12 protein-coding genes are annotated in these 17,256 nt (G+C 68.8%); 9 read left to right on the top strand and 3 right to left on the bottom strand.

The window, feature by feature from the left end; genetic code table 11:
* Positions 1–6 precede the first annotated feature (6 nt).
* The 5 genes from F4Y45_15290 (at position 7) to F4Y45_15270 (ending at position 4,526) form a co-directional block, all read left to right on the top strand.
* Positions 7–234 carry a ribbon-helix-helix protein, CopG family gene (locus F4Y45_15290; GenBank protein MXY25868.1) on the top strand — a complete coding sequence of 76 codons (228 nt, stop codon included), beginning with the start codon at positions 7–9 and terminating at the stop codon, positions 232–234.
* Complete coding sequence (locus F4Y45_15285; GenBank protein MXY25867.1) at positions 231–641, top strand: type II toxin-antitoxin system VapC family toxin; 411 nt, start codon at positions 231–233, stop codon at positions 639–641. Before F4Y45_15290 ends, F4Y45_15285 begins: the two co-directional genes overlap by 4 nt.
* Positions 638–2,305, top strand: coding sequence for a CBS domain-containing protein (locus F4Y45_15280; protein MXY25866.1), 1,668 nt, complete (start codon positions 638–640; stop codon positions 2,303–2,305). Before F4Y45_15285 ends, F4Y45_15280 begins: the two co-directional genes overlap by 4 nt.
* A gap of 94 nt (positions 2,306–2,399) precedes the next feature.
* Positions 2,400–3,767: a PQQ-binding-like beta-propeller repeat protein gene (locus tag F4Y45_15275; GenBank protein ID MXY25865.1), complete on the top strand. Its 1,368-nt coding sequence runs from the start codon at positions 2,400–2,402 to the stop codon at positions 3,765–3,767.
* A 51-nt stretch (positions 3,768–3,818) separates the two neighbouring features.
* Complete coding sequence (locus F4Y45_15270) at positions 3,819–4,526, top strand: hypothetical protein (protein ID MXY25864.1); 708 nt, start codon at positions 3,819–3,821, stop codon at positions 4,524–4,526.
* A 79-nt stretch (positions 4,527–4,605) separates the two neighbouring features.
* Here F4Y45_15270 and F4Y45_15265 read toward each other — a convergent pair whose 3' ends face one another.
* A complete protein-coding gene (locus tag F4Y45_15265) occupies positions 4,606–6,270 on the bottom strand; it encodes a hypothetical protein (protein ID MXY25863.1) in 1,665 nt (554 codons plus the stop codon).
* Positions 6,267–7,022, bottom strand: coding sequence for an ABC transporter ATP-binding protein (locus tag F4Y45_15260; GenBank protein ID MXY25862.1), 756 nt, complete (start codon positions 7,020–7,022; stop codon positions 6,267–6,269). The genes F4Y45_15265 and F4Y45_15260 overlap by 4 nt, the downstream gene beginning before the upstream one ends.
* 41 nt (positions 7,023–7,063) lie before the next feature.
* On the opposite strand from F4Y45_15260, the gene F4Y45_15255 reads away from it, so the two are divergent.
* The 4 genes from F4Y45_15255 (at position 7,064) to F4Y45_15240 (ending at position 14,382) form a co-directional block, all read left to right on the top strand.
* Complete coding sequence (locus tag F4Y45_15255) at positions 7,064–9,676, top strand: DUF1592 domain-containing protein (GenBank protein ID MXY25861.1); 2,613 nt, start codon at positions 7,064–7,066, stop codon at positions 9,674–9,676.
* A gap of 30 nt (positions 9,677–9,706) precedes the next feature.
* Complete coding sequence (locus F4Y45_15250; protein ID MXY25860.1) at positions 9,707–11,044, top strand: DUF1552 domain-containing protein; 1,338 nt, start codon at positions 9,707–9,709, stop codon at positions 11,042–11,044.
* On the top strand, positions 11,044–12,624 hold the full coding sequence (locus F4Y45_15245) for a hypothetical protein (protein MXY25859.1): 1,581 nt from the start codon (positions 11,044–11,046) through the stop codon (positions 12,622–12,624). The genes F4Y45_15250 and F4Y45_15245 overlap by 1 nt, the downstream gene beginning before the upstream one ends.
* Positions 12,625–12,798: 174 nt before the next feature.
* Positions 12,799–14,382 (top strand): DUF3179 domain-containing protein, encoded by a 1,584-nt coding sequence (locus F4Y45_15240; GenBank protein MXY25858.1) that lies wholly within the window; start codon positions 12,799–12,801, stop codon positions 14,380–14,382.
* Between the two features lie 7 nt (positions 14,383–14,389).
* Here F4Y45_15240 and F4Y45_15235 read toward each other — a convergent pair whose 3' ends face one another.
* Positions 14,390–17,242 (bottom strand): TonB-dependent receptor, encoded by a 2,853-nt coding sequence (locus F4Y45_15235; GenBank protein MXY25857.1) that lies wholly within the window; start codon positions 17,240–17,242, stop codon positions 14,390–14,392.
* Positions 17,243–17,256: the final 14 nt, after the last annotated feature.

Raw genomic sequence — 17,256 nt, 5'->3', positions numbered from 1 at the left:
GATAACATGATTCGGACCCAGATATCGGTCGACGCGGAGCTGTACGAGCGAGCAAGGGAGCTCGCGAAGCGCCAGGGCATCTCGCTTGCCGAGTTGTGCCGCCGGAGCCTGCAGGAAACGGTCTCGCGGGAACCGAGCAACAAGCCGTGGATGGCGTTTGCGGGCGATCTGGACGGCCATCCGAACGACAGCACAACCGTTGACGAAGTCGTCTACGGGCACGACGACCCGTGAACGGTGGACCGGTGTTTCTCGACACCGGGATCTTCGTCGCGATCCGCACGACCCGGGACCGTCATCACGAGCAGGCACGGGTCCTGTTCGGAGGGCCGCAGCCGCGCTGGTTCACTTCGGTACTCGTCTGCGCCGAGGCGTACGCCTGGTTCCTTCACCGGCACGGCGAAGAGGCAGCCCGGCGATTTCGGCTCCTGATCGATAACCTCGACGGGCTGGTTGTCCTGGACACCGACCCCGATCTCCGCGACGAGACGTGGCGCATGCTGAACCAACTGCGCGGCGCACGCCTGACCTGGGTCGACGCCTCCAGCCTGGCGCTGATGGCGCGCCACGGCATTCGGACCGTCTGGGCGACGGACCATCACCTCGGCCTGACCGGCGCGGAAGTGCTTCCCCGTTCATGAGCATCGACGCACTGCTCCGTGTTGGCCTCCTCGTCGTCGCTGCCAAGCTGAGCGAAGGCGTCCTGGGGCGGATTGGCCTGAGCGCCATCGTGGCGTACACGCTGGCCGGCGTGCTGCTCGGGCCTGCGACCGGCATTGTCGAACCGACGGACGACCTTCAGGTCTTCCTCAGCGTCGGCGTATCCGTCTTCTTCTTCCTCATCGGCCTCGACGAGCTCGACCTTCCGGGCTTCAAGGCCACCATCCGCGGTCCCTATTTCGTTGCCGCGACGGTATCGGTCGCGATCTCGGTTCTCGTGTCTCTGGTCGTCACGTCCGACCTCTTCGGCCTGGAGTTCGCGTTGGGGCTTGCGTTCGACGAGGCGTTGGCGGTTGCCGGGATCCTGTCGCTGTCCAGCCTGGGTCTCGCGGTCAAGGTGCTGGCCGACCTCGGGATTCTGAAGAAGCTGATAGGGCTCAGGATCTTCACCACCGTCATCATCGCGGAAGTGCTTGCCCTGCTCCTGGTCGGGGTAACTATCGGCGAGGCCGTCCACGAGACGAGCATTCGCGGCGTATTGCAGTTGCTCGGGCAGATCATCGGCTTCGCGGTGGTCACGTGGTTCCTGTCGACGAAGGTGCTTCCCGTCGCCATCGCTTTTCTCCAACGTTGGCTGCACGTGTCCGAGCTCTCGTTCGGGTTGTTGATCGGCAGCCTCTTCGTCGTGGTCGCGGGGGCTGAACGGATCGGCCTCCACGGCTCGCTCGGCGCGCTCCTGTTCGGCGCCGCGCATTCCGGGCTGCCACACCGCATGCGCAGGGACATCATGCCCGGCATCCGGAGCATTGCGGACGGACTCTTCGTGCCCCTCCTGTTCGCGTCTGCCGGTTTGTACCTGGACTTGTCCTTCACCGCGCTGCCCGCCGCCACGATCATCGCCGTGGCGGCCGTCCCGATCGGGGGCAAGTTCGCCGGCGCCCTCATCGGCACCTACCTGGCGCGGCTCGACACCCCGGTCGTCCTCGCCGTTGGGCTGATGGCCAAGGGTGTAGCCGAAATCGCTCTCCTGCTTGTTCTGCTCGAGACCGGCATGATCACCCGCGAGGTCTTCTCGCTCCTTGCGTTCATCATGTTCGGGTACATCCTGGTGATGCCCTCCGTGATCGGTCTGGCCACCCGCCGGGCCAAGGATCCGGAGCGCGCGACGCCTCCGTCGGCCGTGCCGCCGTCGTTCGCCCGGCACGCGATGAAAGGGGTCCTGGTGGGGTCCATCATGGACCGCACGCGCGCCTACCCCGCTCCCGAGCTGTCCGTGAGGGACTTCCTGAACGAATGGACGGTTCCGAACCAATCGGACTACCTCGTCGTGGAGGACGATGCTGCCGTGGGCGTCGTGTCGCTGGCAAGACTCCACCGTCTGGACGAACGCTCGCAGGCGGATACACCCCTGAGGGACCTGCTGCGCCGTAACGTTCCGCGCGCCTGGCCCGATGAGCCGGTTGACGACGTGCTGGAGCGTATGACGGATCACTCGCTGGGCGTCATTCCGATCATCGAGCGCGACACGGACCGGTTTCTGGGTTCCGTCGCCAGCCACGATGTCCTGGACCTGGTAGTGCTGATGCACGAGATTGAAGGCGAGGCGCAACGGCTTGCGGCCGAGAAGGACCCAGCGGAGGGTTGAATCTCGGCTCTTGTGAGCGGCGCTGAAGTACTGCCCCGATCCCGACGGGATCGTGATTGAATGTTGTCGTTCCGAGCCGGAATCGAGGTTCCCTATGCGCAAATCGCTCTCACTCGCCGTGATGCTCCTGCTCGCCGCGCCGCACTGGGCGGCCACCGCCGCGTACGCCCAGCAGGGCGGCAACTCCGGCCCCTGGCAGACGTACGACACCTCCAACGGTGAGTGGCGCAGCTACGCCGGCGACATCGGCGGCAGGAAGTACTCGCCACTCGATCAGATCGACGCCGGCAACTTCGCCGACCTCGAGCTGGCCTGGGAGTGGCTGTCGGTGGACCTTCAGGTCAGCAAGACGACGCCGGGCGGCGGAGAGTGGACGGCGCCGCTTGACGCCATCGTCGAGGAACTCGTCGCGGAGACGCCCGACCTCTACCGGACCGGCCACCTGCCGAGCCCCACCGGCTTCCAGGCGACGCCGCTGATGGTGGACGGCGTTCTCTACTTCAACACGCCGCTGTCCCAGGGGGTCGCGGTAGACGCGACGACCGGCGAGACGCTGTGGGTCTTCAATCCGAAGAGCTACGAAGAGGGCACCACCCCCATGACCGGCACGTGGCGCCAGCGCGGCGTCGCCTACTGGACTGACGGGGAAGGGGACGAGCGAATCTTCTGGGGCACCGGCAACGGCTATGTCGTCTGCGTGAAGGCGGGGACCGGGCGGCCGTGCCCCGACTTCGGGCCCGACGGCAGCGGCATGGTCGATGCGATGGTCGGCCTGCCGCGTGCCAGCCGCGAGGATCGCGACTATCTGAACGCGCTGCTCTACGGCATCCACTCGCCGCCCATCGTCGTCCGCGACAAGGTGATCCACGGCTCGCAGATCGCCGACCGGCGCATCACGAAGGAAGCGATTCCGGGCTGGGTGCGGGCGTGGGACGTGCGGACCGGTGAGCATTCGTGGGACTTCCACACCATCCCCAACAGTCCCGACGAGTACGGCGCCGACACCTGGCTGAACGAATCGTGGCGCTACTCCGGCAACGCCAATGTCTGGTCGATGCTGGCCGGCGACAACGAGCTGGGGCACGTCTATCTCCCCACCGGGACGACGACCAACGACTACTACGGCGCCGACCGGCTCGGGGACAACCTCTTCTCGGAGACGCTGATCGCGGTGGACGTGGAGACGGGCCAGCGCGTCTGGCACTTCCAGGCGGTCCACCACGGGCTGTGGGACTACGACTTCCCGACCCATCCGAACCTCGTGGACGTCGTCGTCGACGGCACGCCGATCAAGGCGATCACCCAGGTGAGCAAGCAGGGCTTCGTCTACGTCTTCGACCGGGTGACGGGCGATCCGATCTGGCCCATCGAGGAGCGGCCGGTGCCGCAGGAAACGAACATGCCGGGCGAGGTGCCGTCGCCGACGCAGCCCTTCCCGACGGAACCGGCGGCGTTAGACTAACAGGGGGGGACCCTCGACGACCTCGTGGGCGTGCCGCCGGGGATCCGCGAGATGGCGATGGAAGCGGTCGAGGGCTTCCGGCTCGGACCGCTGTTCACGCCGCTGGATCGCCCGATCGAAGGCGAAACGCGGGGTACCCTGATGCGGCCTCCCGACGGCGGCGCGGCTGGCTGGGCCGGCGCGGCGATCGATCCCGAGACGGGATGGCTCTACGTGCCGTCGCGCAACCAGGCCACGGTGATCCCGCTGTATGCGCCGGACCCGGCGCTCGGCGCCACGATGCGCTTCACGCACGGCGCGCCGGAGGCCGAACGGCTCGCCCGCCGCGGCGCCATCCGGCAGAGTCCGCAGATGCCGCAGGGGCTTCCGCTGCTGAAGCCGCCCTATTCGCGCATGACGGCGATCGACATCAACACCGGGGACCACGTCTGGTGGGTGCCCACCGGTAACGGCGACCGCTACCGCAACCACCCGCTGCTGCGCGACCTCAACCTGCCGCCGCTCGGCGGCGACAACGGCAGCAACGGGCCGCTGCTGACGAGGACGCTGCTCATCTACTGCCTGACGGCGGGCGGCTCCGACGGCGGACCGCGCATGGTGGCGTACGACAAGGCGACCGGGGAGGAGCTGGCGTCGGTGGACCTCCCGAGCGGCGCCATCGGGACGCCGATGACCTACCTGGTCGACGGCCGGCAGTACATCGCGCTCACCATCGGCGGCGGGCCGCGGCTGGTCGCCTTCGCGCTCCCGGAGAGCTAGCGCGCCCTGGCGGGCCGCGAAGAGTTCGCCCGCGCTACTTCTGCGGCACAGGCTCCTGACCGCCCGGTCCGCGTCCGTCTTACGTCAAGCGGAACATGGATCCCGGCGTGGCGGGCTTCAGACTCTCCCGCATCCGTTTCGCAAAGTCGTCCAGCGTGATGGACGTCAGGAAGCCGGCCCCGACGGCTACGGCAATTGTCATCGCGGCCACCGCGGCGACCCAGCGGAACAACACGTACTGGATCCCGACAGCCGCAGCCACGGCCATGAAGAGAACCAACATGGCCCCCATCGCGAGGGTGTTGCGGGTCGGATCCATCGGCCTGCCGAACGGTACCCCGCCTATCAGCCACAGCCCCACTCCCAGATAGAACGAAGAGACGGCCGTGCAGTAGGCGATGAACAGGACGGCATCGACGAAGCCCCAGGACCAGGCGAGCACGAGCAGCAAGAAGGCGTTCGGGAGCAGGACCACGAGGATCCAGAGGGCAGCGTGGATCCCGCGAGCGAACGGGCGGAACCGGTCGTCCGGTACGATGGCAAGCGACCAGGCGCCCTTGTAGTCGTTCCCGTACGCCAGGAGCAGGCAAACAAGTAGCACGAGCATGCCCAGCAGGTGCGGCAGAAAGTGCGTGAAGGCGAACTCCGGGCCAAATGGCGATCGGTCGCGCCCGACGACGAGCAGGACAGTGAGCATCACCAGTAGACCCGGCGCCTGCATCGCCATGCTGCGCCGGAACTGCCAGTCCCGGACCAGCAACCAGCGGAGATACTCGTAGCCGGCGCGGGCGGCCTGCCCGCCGGTGAGCCTCCCCACCCAACGCGCGATCGGCAGTCGCCGGCGCGTGCGCCGCCGGGTTCCGGCCCCTGATTGCATCAGGCTCGACGCCCGGATCAGATGATCCCGAGACAGCGCGCGGAGCCCGAAGACGACCGCGAACGTCGCCACGGCCACGACCGCGATCATCACCAAGGGCCAGAATCCGCCCGGTAGCGCCTCCCCGGTCGCGCGCCACGCCGCAGGCAGCCCGACCGAGGCTGCACAGGCTCGCAGCTCCGCGGCCAGGTCATCCAGGTATCGAAACCCGAAGATGAGGAGCATGGGGACAGCCTGGAACGCTGCCGCGGCCCCCTTCAGACGCCGAACCGGCACGAAGCGCACGAGCCATCCATACAGACTGCAGCACAGCAGTCCGGCGACCAGCCCGGCCGCCAGCACGGTCACGAAGTGGGTCAGGGGATAGGCCAGGCGGGCGTACGTGCCGCTGTGGGAAAGCAGCGCGCCGACGAACGCGGGCACCCCGTTCATCCCGATCACGACGCAGACCACGACGCGGACCAGGTGAGTCACTTTCGCCGCCCACCAGGTGGCGCCGTTTACCGGCTGATGCGCCAGGACGAGTCCGTCGACCGGGTTCACCAGGGTTTCGGCGACCTCGGCAACCAGGACGACGCTGAGTTGAAAGACCGTCAACGCCAGAAAGATCAGAAGGTAGGTCTGCGGGGCCTCACCCACCGCAGCCATCACGACGCTGATGAAGGCCGACAGGATGAACCACATGATCGCGAGGAAGCGCACGGAGTCGTAACTTCCGAGGCCCATGAGTTCCTGGCGCGCGCCCAGCGTCTCGAAGAGGTCGACGAGGACCCAGTACTGTCGCGGATCGATGCCGCGGCGCTTGAGCAGACGGGTGACCGCCGGTCCGCGAACCAGGTGCCGCAGTCCAGTGGGCAGGGTCGTCACGAGCGCAGCGCCTCGATGACGGCGGAAACGCCGCTGCTCGCCTCTTCCGTATCCGTCAGTTGCCGAAAGACGTCCTCCAGGCTGCCCCGCTCGGCGGACGCCTTTAACTTCTCGATCGAGCCATCGGCGATCAGCCGGCCTTCTTCGATGATCAGGACGCGGTCGCAGACACGCTCCACCACGTCGAGCACGTGGGAGCTGTAGAGAATGGTCTTGCCTTCCGCCGCCAGCGCCGCCACCAGATCCCGCACCATGATGCCGGTGTTGACGTCGAGGCCCGAGAGCGGCTCGTCGAGCAGGACGATGTCCGGATCGTGCAGGAGCGCCGCGCACAGCAGGATCTTCTGGCGCATTCCCTTGGAAAATTCGTCGAGGGGGCGCACGCGATCCTCGGTCAGCCCGAACGGTTCCAGGAACCGCTCGATGCGCAGCTGTAGCCGTTCCTCGGGGACGTCCTGAAGACGACCCATCAGCTCAAGGAACTCCTCGCCGGTAAGGCTCTCGAACAGACCGGCGGCCTCAGGCACGTAGCCGATGTGCTTCTTTGCCTCGACCGCTTCGTCCGGCATCGCATGACCGGCGACGGCTACCGTCCCGTCGCCCGGCGGCAGGATGCCCGCGAGAATCTTGATGGTCGTGCTCTTCCCGGCTCCGTTACGCCCGAGCAGCCCGACGACTTCGCCGCGCCGGAGCTCGAAGGAGATCCCATGCAGGACCTCGCCCGCTCCGTAGGTGAACGTGAGGCCGTCCACGCTTACCGCGACGTCAGGTTCCGGTGTAGTCCGCACGTCGGATGGTGATTCTAGTCCCGCAAGGCACCGATACCCAGGTATTGCCCGTTCCACCGGTGCCGAGTACGATGCAGGCCTTCAACGCGGTCGTCTCGACGGGCCGCAAGGGTCCGCTGACCGAAGGAGCATCGATGGTGCGGCGGCGGGACGAGTGTCGGCGCCGGATGGCCGGACAAACAGGCGGGAGGCTATTGACGGCTGCCGTCTGCGCCGTCGTGCTGGCTGGCGCGGCCGTGGGAACCGCAGCAGCCCAGACGGCGGCCGACGCCTCGCCGCGCGCGGTCTTCGACCGTTACTGCGTCACCTGCCACAACGATCGGCTGCAGACCGGCGGCCTCACACTGACTGCGACCAGCGTCGATGCGGACGACCCCAGCCGCCACGCGGACGTCTGGGAGCGGGTGATCGGCAAGCTGCGAACCGGCGCTATGCCGCCCCCCGGAAACGCCCGCCCGGACGCGGCGACGTATGACGCCGTGGCGAGCCGCCTCGAGGCCGCGATCGACCGCGCCGCCGCCGCGAACCCTGACCCCGGTCGGACGAGCACCGTGCACCGGCTGAACCGGACCGAGTATCGCAACGCGATTCGCGACCTGCTCGCCCTCGACCTCGACGTGACGCCCCTGCTGCCGGGCGACGAGACCTCGGACACCGGCTTCGACAACAACGCCGACGTGCTGTCCATTTCGACCGCGCAGCTAGAGCGGTATCTCTCGGCCGCGCGCACCATCACGCGTCTCGCGACCGGCCTTCCGCCGGCCAGCCCGGGATTCGAGACGTTCGACGTGCCGCTGCTCCTCCTACAGGACGAACGCCAGGACGAGAGCCTCCCGCTCGGCTCGCGCGGCGGCGTCGCCATCCCGCACTACTTCCCCGTCGACGGCGAGTACCTCATCAAACTGGAGCTCCGCACGAACTGGCAGGACTACATCCTCGGCATGGGATCGGAGCATCAGCTCGACGTCCGCATCGACGGCGAGCTGGTCAAGCGATTCACGGTGGGCGGCGAAGCCCGCGGCCGGCCCGCGCCGGTGACGTTCACCATCGCGGAGCCCGGCGATCCGGAGTGGGAGGCCTACCTCCAGACAGCCGACGAGAACCTGGAGGTTCGCGTGCCGGTGGCGGCGGGTCCGCGCGTCGTTGGCATCTCGTTCGTCCGCAACGTCTGGGAGCCGGAGGGGATCCTGAAGCCGCGGCAGGCCGGCGAGTTGCTCTCCAACGACGAGGTCTACCACGGCAACGCGGCGGTCAGCGCGGTGGGGATCGGCGGTCCGTATGACGTGACCGGACCGGGCGACACGCCGAGTCGGCGCGCCATCTTCAGTTGCCGGCCGGAGACGGCGGCCGCCGCGGCAGAGCGGGCCTGCGCCACCGAGATCGTCTCGCGGCTGGCGCGGCGCGCCTACCGCCGGCCGGTGACGGCGGAAGATGTCGACACGCTCCTCGGCTTCTACGAGAGCGGCCGGGAGAGCGGCGGCAGCTTCGACGCCGGCATCCAGCTCGCGCTGGAGCGCGTGCTGGTCGACCCTGACTTTCTGCTTCGCATCACTCGGGACCCGGAGGGCACGGCGCCCGGCGCGCCCTACCGCCTGAGCGACGTGGAGATCGCCTCTCGCCTCTCCTTCTTTCTCTGGGGGACCGTTCCCGACGACGCGCTGCTCGACGCGGCGGAGGCGGGGCGGCTGACCGAACCAGCGGTCCTGGAGGCGCAGGTCCGGCGCATGCTCGCCGATCCGCGGGCGGACTCGCTGATCGACGACTTCGCCATGCAGTGGCTGCACCTGCGCAACCTGGAGGACGTCAAGGGCGATCCCGTCCCCTACCCCGACTTCGACGACAACCTGGTCGAGGCGTTCCGGCAGGAGACCACGCTCTTTCTCACCAGCATGCTGCGCGACGACCGTAGCGTCGTGGACTTGCTCGACGCCGACTACACGTTCGTCAACGAGCGTCTCGCCCGCCACTACGGTATTCCCGGCGTCTACGGATCGCGGTTCCGGCGCGTCACGCTGCCGGACCGCCAGCAGCGCGGCGGCCTCCTCGGTCAGGGCTCCCTCCTCGCCCTGACCTCGTATCCGACCCGCACGTCCCCGGTTCTGCGCGGCAAGTGGCTGCTCGACACCATTCTCGGCGCGCCGCCCCCATCACCGCCCGCCGACGTGCCGGCCCTGCCGGAGCGGGGCGAAGGCAGCCACACCACGTCGGTGCGCGAACGGCTGGAGCGCCACCGGCAGGCGCCCGCCTGCGCCACCTGCCATGCGTCCATCGATCCGCCCGGCTTCGCCCTCGAGCAGTTCGGCGGCCTCGGCGCGTGGCGGACCCGGGACGAGTTCGGCAACGCAATCGACGCCACCGCCACCATGCCGAACGGCCGGACGGTGGAAGGGATGGCCGGACTGCGCGCGCTGCTGCTGGAGCGTCCCGAGCAGTTCGCCGGGACGGTGACCGAAAAGCTCCTCTCCTACGCTCTCGGGCGGGGCCTGGAGCACATCGACAAGCCGACCGTGCGCGCCATCGTGCGCGACGCCGCGGCCGACGACTACCGCTGGTCGGCGCTCATCGCCGGGATCGTGAAGAGCCCGGCATTTCTGATGCGCAACGCGGCGGCGGAGTGAGACAATGGCGGTGCAGGGGAGAACGACAGCATGACCATCAGCAGGAAAGCGCTGCCGCGCCGGACCGTGCTGCGCGGCCTCGGCGTGACCTTGAGCCTCCCGTTCCTCGATGCGATGTCGCCCGCGTTCACGGCGCTGGCGAAGAGTGCGGCGAAGCCGATCCACCGCTTCCAGGCGATCTACGTGCCGAACGGCATGGCGATGCAGTACTGGACGCCGGAGAAGGAAGGCCGCAACTTCGAGCTGACGCCGATTCTGGCGCCGTTCGAGCCGTTCCGCGACCAGTTGCTCGTCATCTCCGGGCTGCGGGCATCGTGGGCCTACGTCCACGCCGGCGCCTCGGCGTCGTTCCTGACCGGGACGCCCCATGGCGGGCAGAACGAGACCGACGTGCTGGCCAGCACGTCGATGGACCAGATCCTCGCGCGCGAGCTGGGCAAGACGACGCAGCTCGGCTCGCTCGAAGTGTCGATGGACAAGTTCGCCAACGCCGGCCAGTGCACGGCCGGGCTGAGCTGCGCCTATACGCAGACCATCTCATGGCGCACGCCGACGATGCCGCTGCCGATGGAGAACAATCCGCGCGCGGTCTTCGAGCGGCTGTTCGGCGACAGCGGCTCGGCCGACCCGGCCGTCCGCCGCGCACGGCGGCACCAGAAGCAGAGCATCCTCGACTCGGTAACCGACAAGCTGACCGACCTGAAGGTGGCCGTCGGCCCGCGCGACCGGTCGAAGCTGGACGAGTACACGGAGGCGGTGCGCGACGTCGAGCGGCGCATCCAGCTCGCCGAGCAGCAGCGCGACGTCGAGCCGTCGTTCACCGAGCAGCCGTCAGCCCCGCCGCGCGTCTTCGAGGAGCACCTCGGCCTGATGTTCGACCTGCAGTTCCTGGCCCTCCAGGCCGACCTGACGCGCGTCGTCACGTTCATGATGGGACGCGAGCAGAGCACGCGCTCGTATCCGCAGATCGGCGTGCCTGACGCGCACCATCCCCTGTCGCACCACGAGGACGATCCGGAGCGGATCGCCGTCATGTCGAAGATCAACGCGTACCACGCGAAGCTGACGACCGACTATCTGGCGCGGCTGCGCGCCGCGGAAGACGCCGACGGGTCGCTGCTCGACAACATGACGATCCTGTATGGCGCCGGCATCTCGAACAGCACGCGGCACCTGGGCGTCAACCTGCCGCTGCTCGTTCTCGGCGGCGGCGCCGGCAAGCTCAAGGGCGGCCGGCACCTGCGCTACCCGAGCGACACGTCGAACGCCGATCTGCTGATGACGCTGATGGACAAGCTCGACATGCCGCTCGACCGGCTGGGCGAGAGCACGACGCAGTTGCCGATCGACACGCTGTCGGAGGTCTGATGACCCGCATGACGCGTCCCCTCGGCGCTCGACGGCGGCTCGCCCTTGGCGGAGCGCTCCTCGGTTGGCTGACGCTGGGACTCGTGGCAGGCGGGTTCGCGGCGGACCAGCCGCTTCCCGACGCCGCGCAGCGCGCTGACTGGAGCATCGTCCGCACGCTGATCGACGACGGCGCCGACGTCAATGCCCGCCAGGGTGACGGGGCGACGGCGCTGCACTGGGCCGCCTACTGGGACGAACTCGAGGTCGCCACTCTGCTGATGCGCTCCGGCGCGGATGTGAACGCCGCCAACGACCTCGGCGTGACACCGCTCTGGGCCGCCGCCGAAAACGGCAGCGCCCCGATGGCGCAGCGGCTGCTCGACGCGGGGGCGGACCCGAACGTTTCGCTCCTTTCCGGCGAGACGCCGCTCATGACGGCGGCCCGGGTCGGCGCGGCGGACGTCGCGCGGGCACTTCTGGAGGCCGGCGCCGAGACCTCGATGACCGCCGGCCGCGGCCAGACGGCGCTGATGTGGGCGGTCGCGCAGCGGCATCCCATGGTGGTCGAGGCGCTGCTGGGGCACGGGACGGCGGTCGACGCCCGGACCGACGTCTGGACCGAGGTCGTCAAGACCACGCCGGAGCCATGGAACCCGGAGTACGTCGCGGAGCTGCCGCAGGGCGGCTACACGCCACTGCTGTTTGCGGCTCGCGTGGGAGACCTCGCCTCGGCGAAGCTGCTCGTCGCGGCCGGCGCCGACGTGGACGATCAACCGCCCTACGGCACGAGCGCGACGGTCGTCGCGGCCCACAGCGGACACCGTGACGTCGCCGTCTACCTGCTGGAACAGGGCGCCGATCCGAACGCGGCGGACGCCGGCTACACCGCCCTCCATGCGGCGATCCTCCACAAGGACGCCGGGCTGGTCCGCGCGCTGCTCGACCACGGCGCCGACGCGAATGCCCCCGTGCGGACTTCCACCCCGGTGCGGCGCGACTCGGTCGACTTCTATCTCCATCCGTCGTGGACCGGCGCCACGCCGTTCTGGCTCGCGGCCCGTTTCAACGCGCCCGACATCATGCGGCTGCTGCTCGACCACGGCGCCGACCCGCTGGCCGTCCACCATCCGAAGTACTGGCCCGGGTCGCTGTCGGTGCGGGACGAGCGGGTGCAGGTGGAAGAGGGCTCCACAACCGCGGTGATGGCGGCGGCGGGCCTGGGGGGGCGGAATCCGCTGATCTCGGTAGACCGGATGGATCGCATCGCCGAGAGCGCGCCGGTCCGGAGCACGCGGCGGGAACCGGATCGCGACGTCGTGGAGCGAACGATGCTGGAGGCGGTCACCTTCGCGGCCGAGCAGGGAATCGACGTCAACGTCGCCAACGCGGACGGGAACACGGCCCTGCACGCCGCCGCCGGGGCAGGCTATGACGGCGTCGTCGAGTACCTCGTCGCGCAGGGCGCCCGGGCCGACCTGGAGAACGCCGAAGGGCGCACGCCGCTCGCGCTCGCCCAGCGCGGTGCGCTCCGCGGCCGCGGTGATGGACCCCACGAGAGCACCGTCGAACTACTTCGCCGCCTCGGCGCCAGCGAGTAGGCTGGCCTGCCAGTTACAGTTGCAGCCCTTGCTGGCGCGATCCGGCGATCTTGAACAGGCCGACTATCGGTCCGGCGTGCTCATGAAGAGAGCCAACCGGAGACGTCGTCCGCCTCTTGAGAGGTCATTTCGTCCGGTCGGACAATGTCTAGGCCCAGGCTATCGAGGTGATCGATGAAGTCGGCCAGGGGCATTCCGCTGAGTTGCGCAGCCTTACCCAGCGAGACACGGCCGTCACGGTACAGCGTGATCGCACGAGCCCGTCGTTCGCGCTCGTCGTCCAGCGGCGATTCCCCCCGAGCGTTCGTGGGCATCCACTTCAGTGTACGCCTCGAAGCAAGGAACCGGCGCTGGCGCGCCGTGCTCTCGATGGCAGGCGGGTTCGCCATCGCGTGGCTCGCACTAGCACCGGTAACAGCCGCCAGCGCCCAGCCGACGCCCCAGGACGAGCATCCGGACATCCGGCTCTTCCTCGAAGCCGGCGTGCCGGGCCCGCAGAGCGGGGACGCGCTCCGGCAGATCGAGGCGCAGTGGCGCGATGCGTACGCCGGCATGATGTGGGATCTCGCCTGGATGCTGCGGCCGCCCGGCCAGGGCTTCGTCCATTTCTTCTCGCTCATCGGATTCCTGCAGGAGCTGACCGGACAGCCGTTCGGCGGGGATCTCGCCGCGTGGCAGCGATGGATCTGGTCGCAGCCGTACGATCCCCACCCGGACCACGCGTTCTTCAAGGGACAGTGGTACAGCCAGATCGATCCGCGCTTCGCCGACTTCTTCCCGCGCGGAGTGACTTCCCGCATCCGGCTCGACGAGATCGAGTGGGGCGGGGTGGCGGTCAACGGGATCCCGCCGCTCGAATACCCACTAACTCTGGTCGCCCCGGACGCCGCCTATCTGGCTGACAACCACGTCGTCTTCGGCATCGCGCTCAACGGCGAAGCGCGGGCGTATCCCAAGCGCATCCTCGCCTGGCACGAGATGGCCCTCGACAGCCTTGGCGGAATCGAGCTGACCATCGTCTACTGCACGTTGTGCGGAACGGTCATCCCCTTCGAGAGCGTGGCGGGCGGGCGGCATCTGACGTTCGGGACGAGCGGACTGCTCTACCGCTCGAACAAGCTGATGTTCGACCACGAGACCAGGAGCCTCTGGAACACGTTCGAAGGAATCCCGGTGGTCGGCGAGCTAGCGGGCGGCGACCTGCGCCTGACGCCGCACGCGGTCGTGACCACCACCTGGGGCGAGTGGCGGCGCCGGCATCCGGATACGACCGTCCTGTCGCTCGACACCGGCCACCGGCGGAACTACGCGGAAGGAGTCGCCTACCGGAGCTACTTCGGCACCGACGACCTGATGTTCGCGGTCTCCCGCACCGACGACCGCCTCGCCAACAAGGAAGAGGTGCTCGTCCTGCGCCAGCCCGACCCGGCTGGCGGCGGCGACCCGGCCGCGTTGGCCATCACCGCCCGTTTCCTCGCGCGCAACCGTGTCTTCCACCACGACTTCGCGGGCCTGAACCTAGTCGTGGCGACGAGCGAGCAGGGGGCGAACCGGGTCTACGACGCCGGCGACTTCCGCTTCGTCCGGCACCTCGACGAAGAACGCCTGGCCGACGACATCGGCCGGGCTTGGCGGGTCACGGAAGACGCGCTCGTCCTCGACGCCGACGCGAGCGTGCGGCGCATGCGCATCCCGGCCCAGCGCGCGTTCTGGTTCGGCTGGTACGCGCAGTTTCCCGACACCGCGTTGATCGACTGAGCCCCGCTCACCCGCCCGACGTCCATTCGTAGTTGATCCGGACGTAGTAGAACGCGCCGTTCGCGCCGAACGGCGTCTGCACGCTGAAGCGGTTTCCCTTTTCGCCGGCGATGGGGTTTTCCTCCGGGTCGTTGCCGAACGCGTTCCGGCCACCGACGGTGAGCGTGGCGGCGTCGTTGATCGCGTACGCGACCTCGAGGTCGACGACCGCGTCGCCGTGGTAGAGATAGAGATCTCGCGAGTCGAACCAGTCGTCGTAGTAACTGACGCGGCCAAGCAGGCCCCAGCGGCCGAGCTGCTGCCGGACCGAGGCGTTCCAGCGCGTGCCCGGAATCGCCTCCTGCAACTCGCGCACCCGCAACGCGTCCAGCACCGACGGATCGAAGCGAGTGACGGTGGTCGCGGTGCGGTTGAAGAGGAAGCCGAACGTCGTCCGCCCGCCGAGCCGCGGCGGCGCGTAGGTGGCGACGATGTCGAGTCCCTGCGTGCGGGTCTCGAAGTGATTCGTGAAGAAGCGGAAGTTCTGCAGGTTGCGCGCGCTCGTCACCCCTTCCGCGAGCAGCCCGCCCACTTCCGCCGCCTCCAGCGCAAACAACTGCGTCAGCGCCAGGCGGTCGGCGAGCCGTATCCGGAAGTAGTCGACGGTAAGGCTGAACGGTCCGGCATCGACCACCGTGCCCAGCGCCTGGCTGAGCGAACGCTCCGGCTGCAGCGGCTCCCCGCCCCGGAGCTCCGCGACCCGGGACGTGGATGGGATGGTGCCGTTGTTGACGAGGTCCATCAGCTCGTGGTCGTACTCTGTGGAGACGTTGAAGGCGTTCTGCTGGCCGGGAGTCGGGGCCCGAAAGCCGCTGCTCACGCTTGCCCGCAGGGCGGCGGCGGAGCCCAGCCGGTAGCGCCCGGACACCTTTCCGTTGGCCGTCGTGCCGAAGTCTTCGAAGTCCTCCAGCCGGAGCGCGCTGCCGAGCGTCCACGCGTCGTCCCCGCCCCGCAGTTCCACCTCGCCGTAGAGCGCCGTGTTGGCGCGGCTCCAGGCGCCGGCGGCGATGGGGCTGAAGCCGGGGAATCCGTTCGACCCGGCGCTGAAGCCCTGCGGCGCATAGGGGCCGATCTGCCACGACGGCTCGTCGCCGAGCCCGATCGTGAAGCGCTCGTCGCGCCACTCGGCGCCGCCCGCGAGATGCACGCGATCGCTGACGGGATAGCTGAGGTCGACGTTCAGGCCGATCTCCTCCTGGCGATAAAGGCCGGGATCGAATGTCGTCGGCGTCGCCGGGCCGAGCGAGGCATTGACGGTGTCGTAGATGAAGAAGTCCGCCTCGCTGACGCCGGCGCTCGCGCTCGCGTCCCACAGGATGCCGCCGCCGAACTGTCCGCGCATGCCGGCGACCAGCGAAGCGTCCAGCACGTCGCCACCGAACTGCGGCGTGAAGCCGCCCGGGAAGCGTTCCTGGAACGAGAAGCAGTTCGGATCGGCCAGGACCTGCGTCAGGGCCGCCTGATCCGGCCGCGCCGCGACGACAGGGACGACGGGGCAGCCCGCGGATCCGTCCGGAATGCCATCCCGCGCATCCAGCACGTCGCCAATCAACAGACTCCGCCCCTGATCGCCGCTGAAGACGGCGGCGCGCGTGTTGGGATTCCGGAAGAAGAAGCCTCCTTCGACCCGCCGGCCCGCGTAGTTGGCGTGACCGTAGAACTGGGCGCCGCCGTCAAACAGGTAGCCGAAGTTGCCCCACAGCTTCAGGTTGTCGTCGATGCGGGGCGAACCCGAGATCTGCGCCGGATCCCGCACCGCGTCGTTGCCGGCGGCAACCAGCGCCAACGCGTCGTCCCGCTGCACGCTGCGGCTGGTCGGCCTCGCATTGCCGTACTCCAGGCTGAGATTCGCGAACCCGGTCCGGCCGAGCGGCAATCCGGCGTTGCCGGCGACCGTATAGGTGCCGCCGTCACCCGCCGCATAACCCCCGGTGTGCAGCTCCAGACTGCCGCCCTCGCGGGCGTCCTTGAGCAGGAAATTCAGCACGCCGGCGATGGCGTCCGAGCCGTACTGGGCGGCCGCGCCGTCTCGCAGCACCTCGACCTGCCGCAACGCGATCGGCGGGATGGCGGAAATGTCCGGCCCCTGCGCCCCGTCCGAGACGCCGTTGCCGATCCAGGTAATGACGGCGCCCCGGTGCCGGCGCTTGCCATTGATCAGGACCAAGGTATGGTCCGGGGCCAGCCCGCGCAGGTTGGCGGGACGCATGATCCGCGCCGCGTCGCCGACCGGCTGCGGGTTGACGTTGTAGGACGGAACGAGGGTCCGCAACTGATCGCCGACGTCTATATGGCCCTGGCTGGCTATCTCTTCGTACGGAATGGCGTCGATGGGGACCGTCGATTCGGTCACGGATCGCGGCTGGGCGCGGCTGCCGACAACGACCACCCGCTCTTCGAACTGCGCCGTCATCACGATGTCGAGCGTCGTCGTGCCCGAGTCACCGATCGCCACGCCCCGCCGCACCTCCGTGACAAAGCCGGGCAGGGTGAACGTCACGTCATACATCGCGGGCGCGAGCGCGGGGAAGGCGAACCGGCCCGTGGCGTCGGAAACCACGCTCCGAACCGAAGCCGCACCGGTGGCGTCGCGCGCCTCCACGGTGACCCCGGGCAGGGCGAGGCCGGTCGCGTCGGCGACCCTGCCGGACAGCAGCCCGTCCTGGCGGGCCGCTTCACCGTTGGCCGGGACGGGAAGCAATCCGCAGACCAGGAGGCTCAGGCCTAGCAGCCTGTGGAGAGACTCCGCGTAGCACCGAGAACGGCAAGGCGCCCGGCTGACAAGGCGCGACGAGGCCCGTCTGAGGGCGCCCGCGCTCACAGGCGTTGAGCTCC

The organism is Acidobacteriota bacterium, from assembly GCA_009838525.1.
Lineage (GTDB): Bacteria > Acidobacteriota > Vicinamibacteria > Vicinamibacterales > UBA8438 > VXRJ01.
This window is presented reverse-complemented; position numbering and strand designations above follow the sequence as displayed.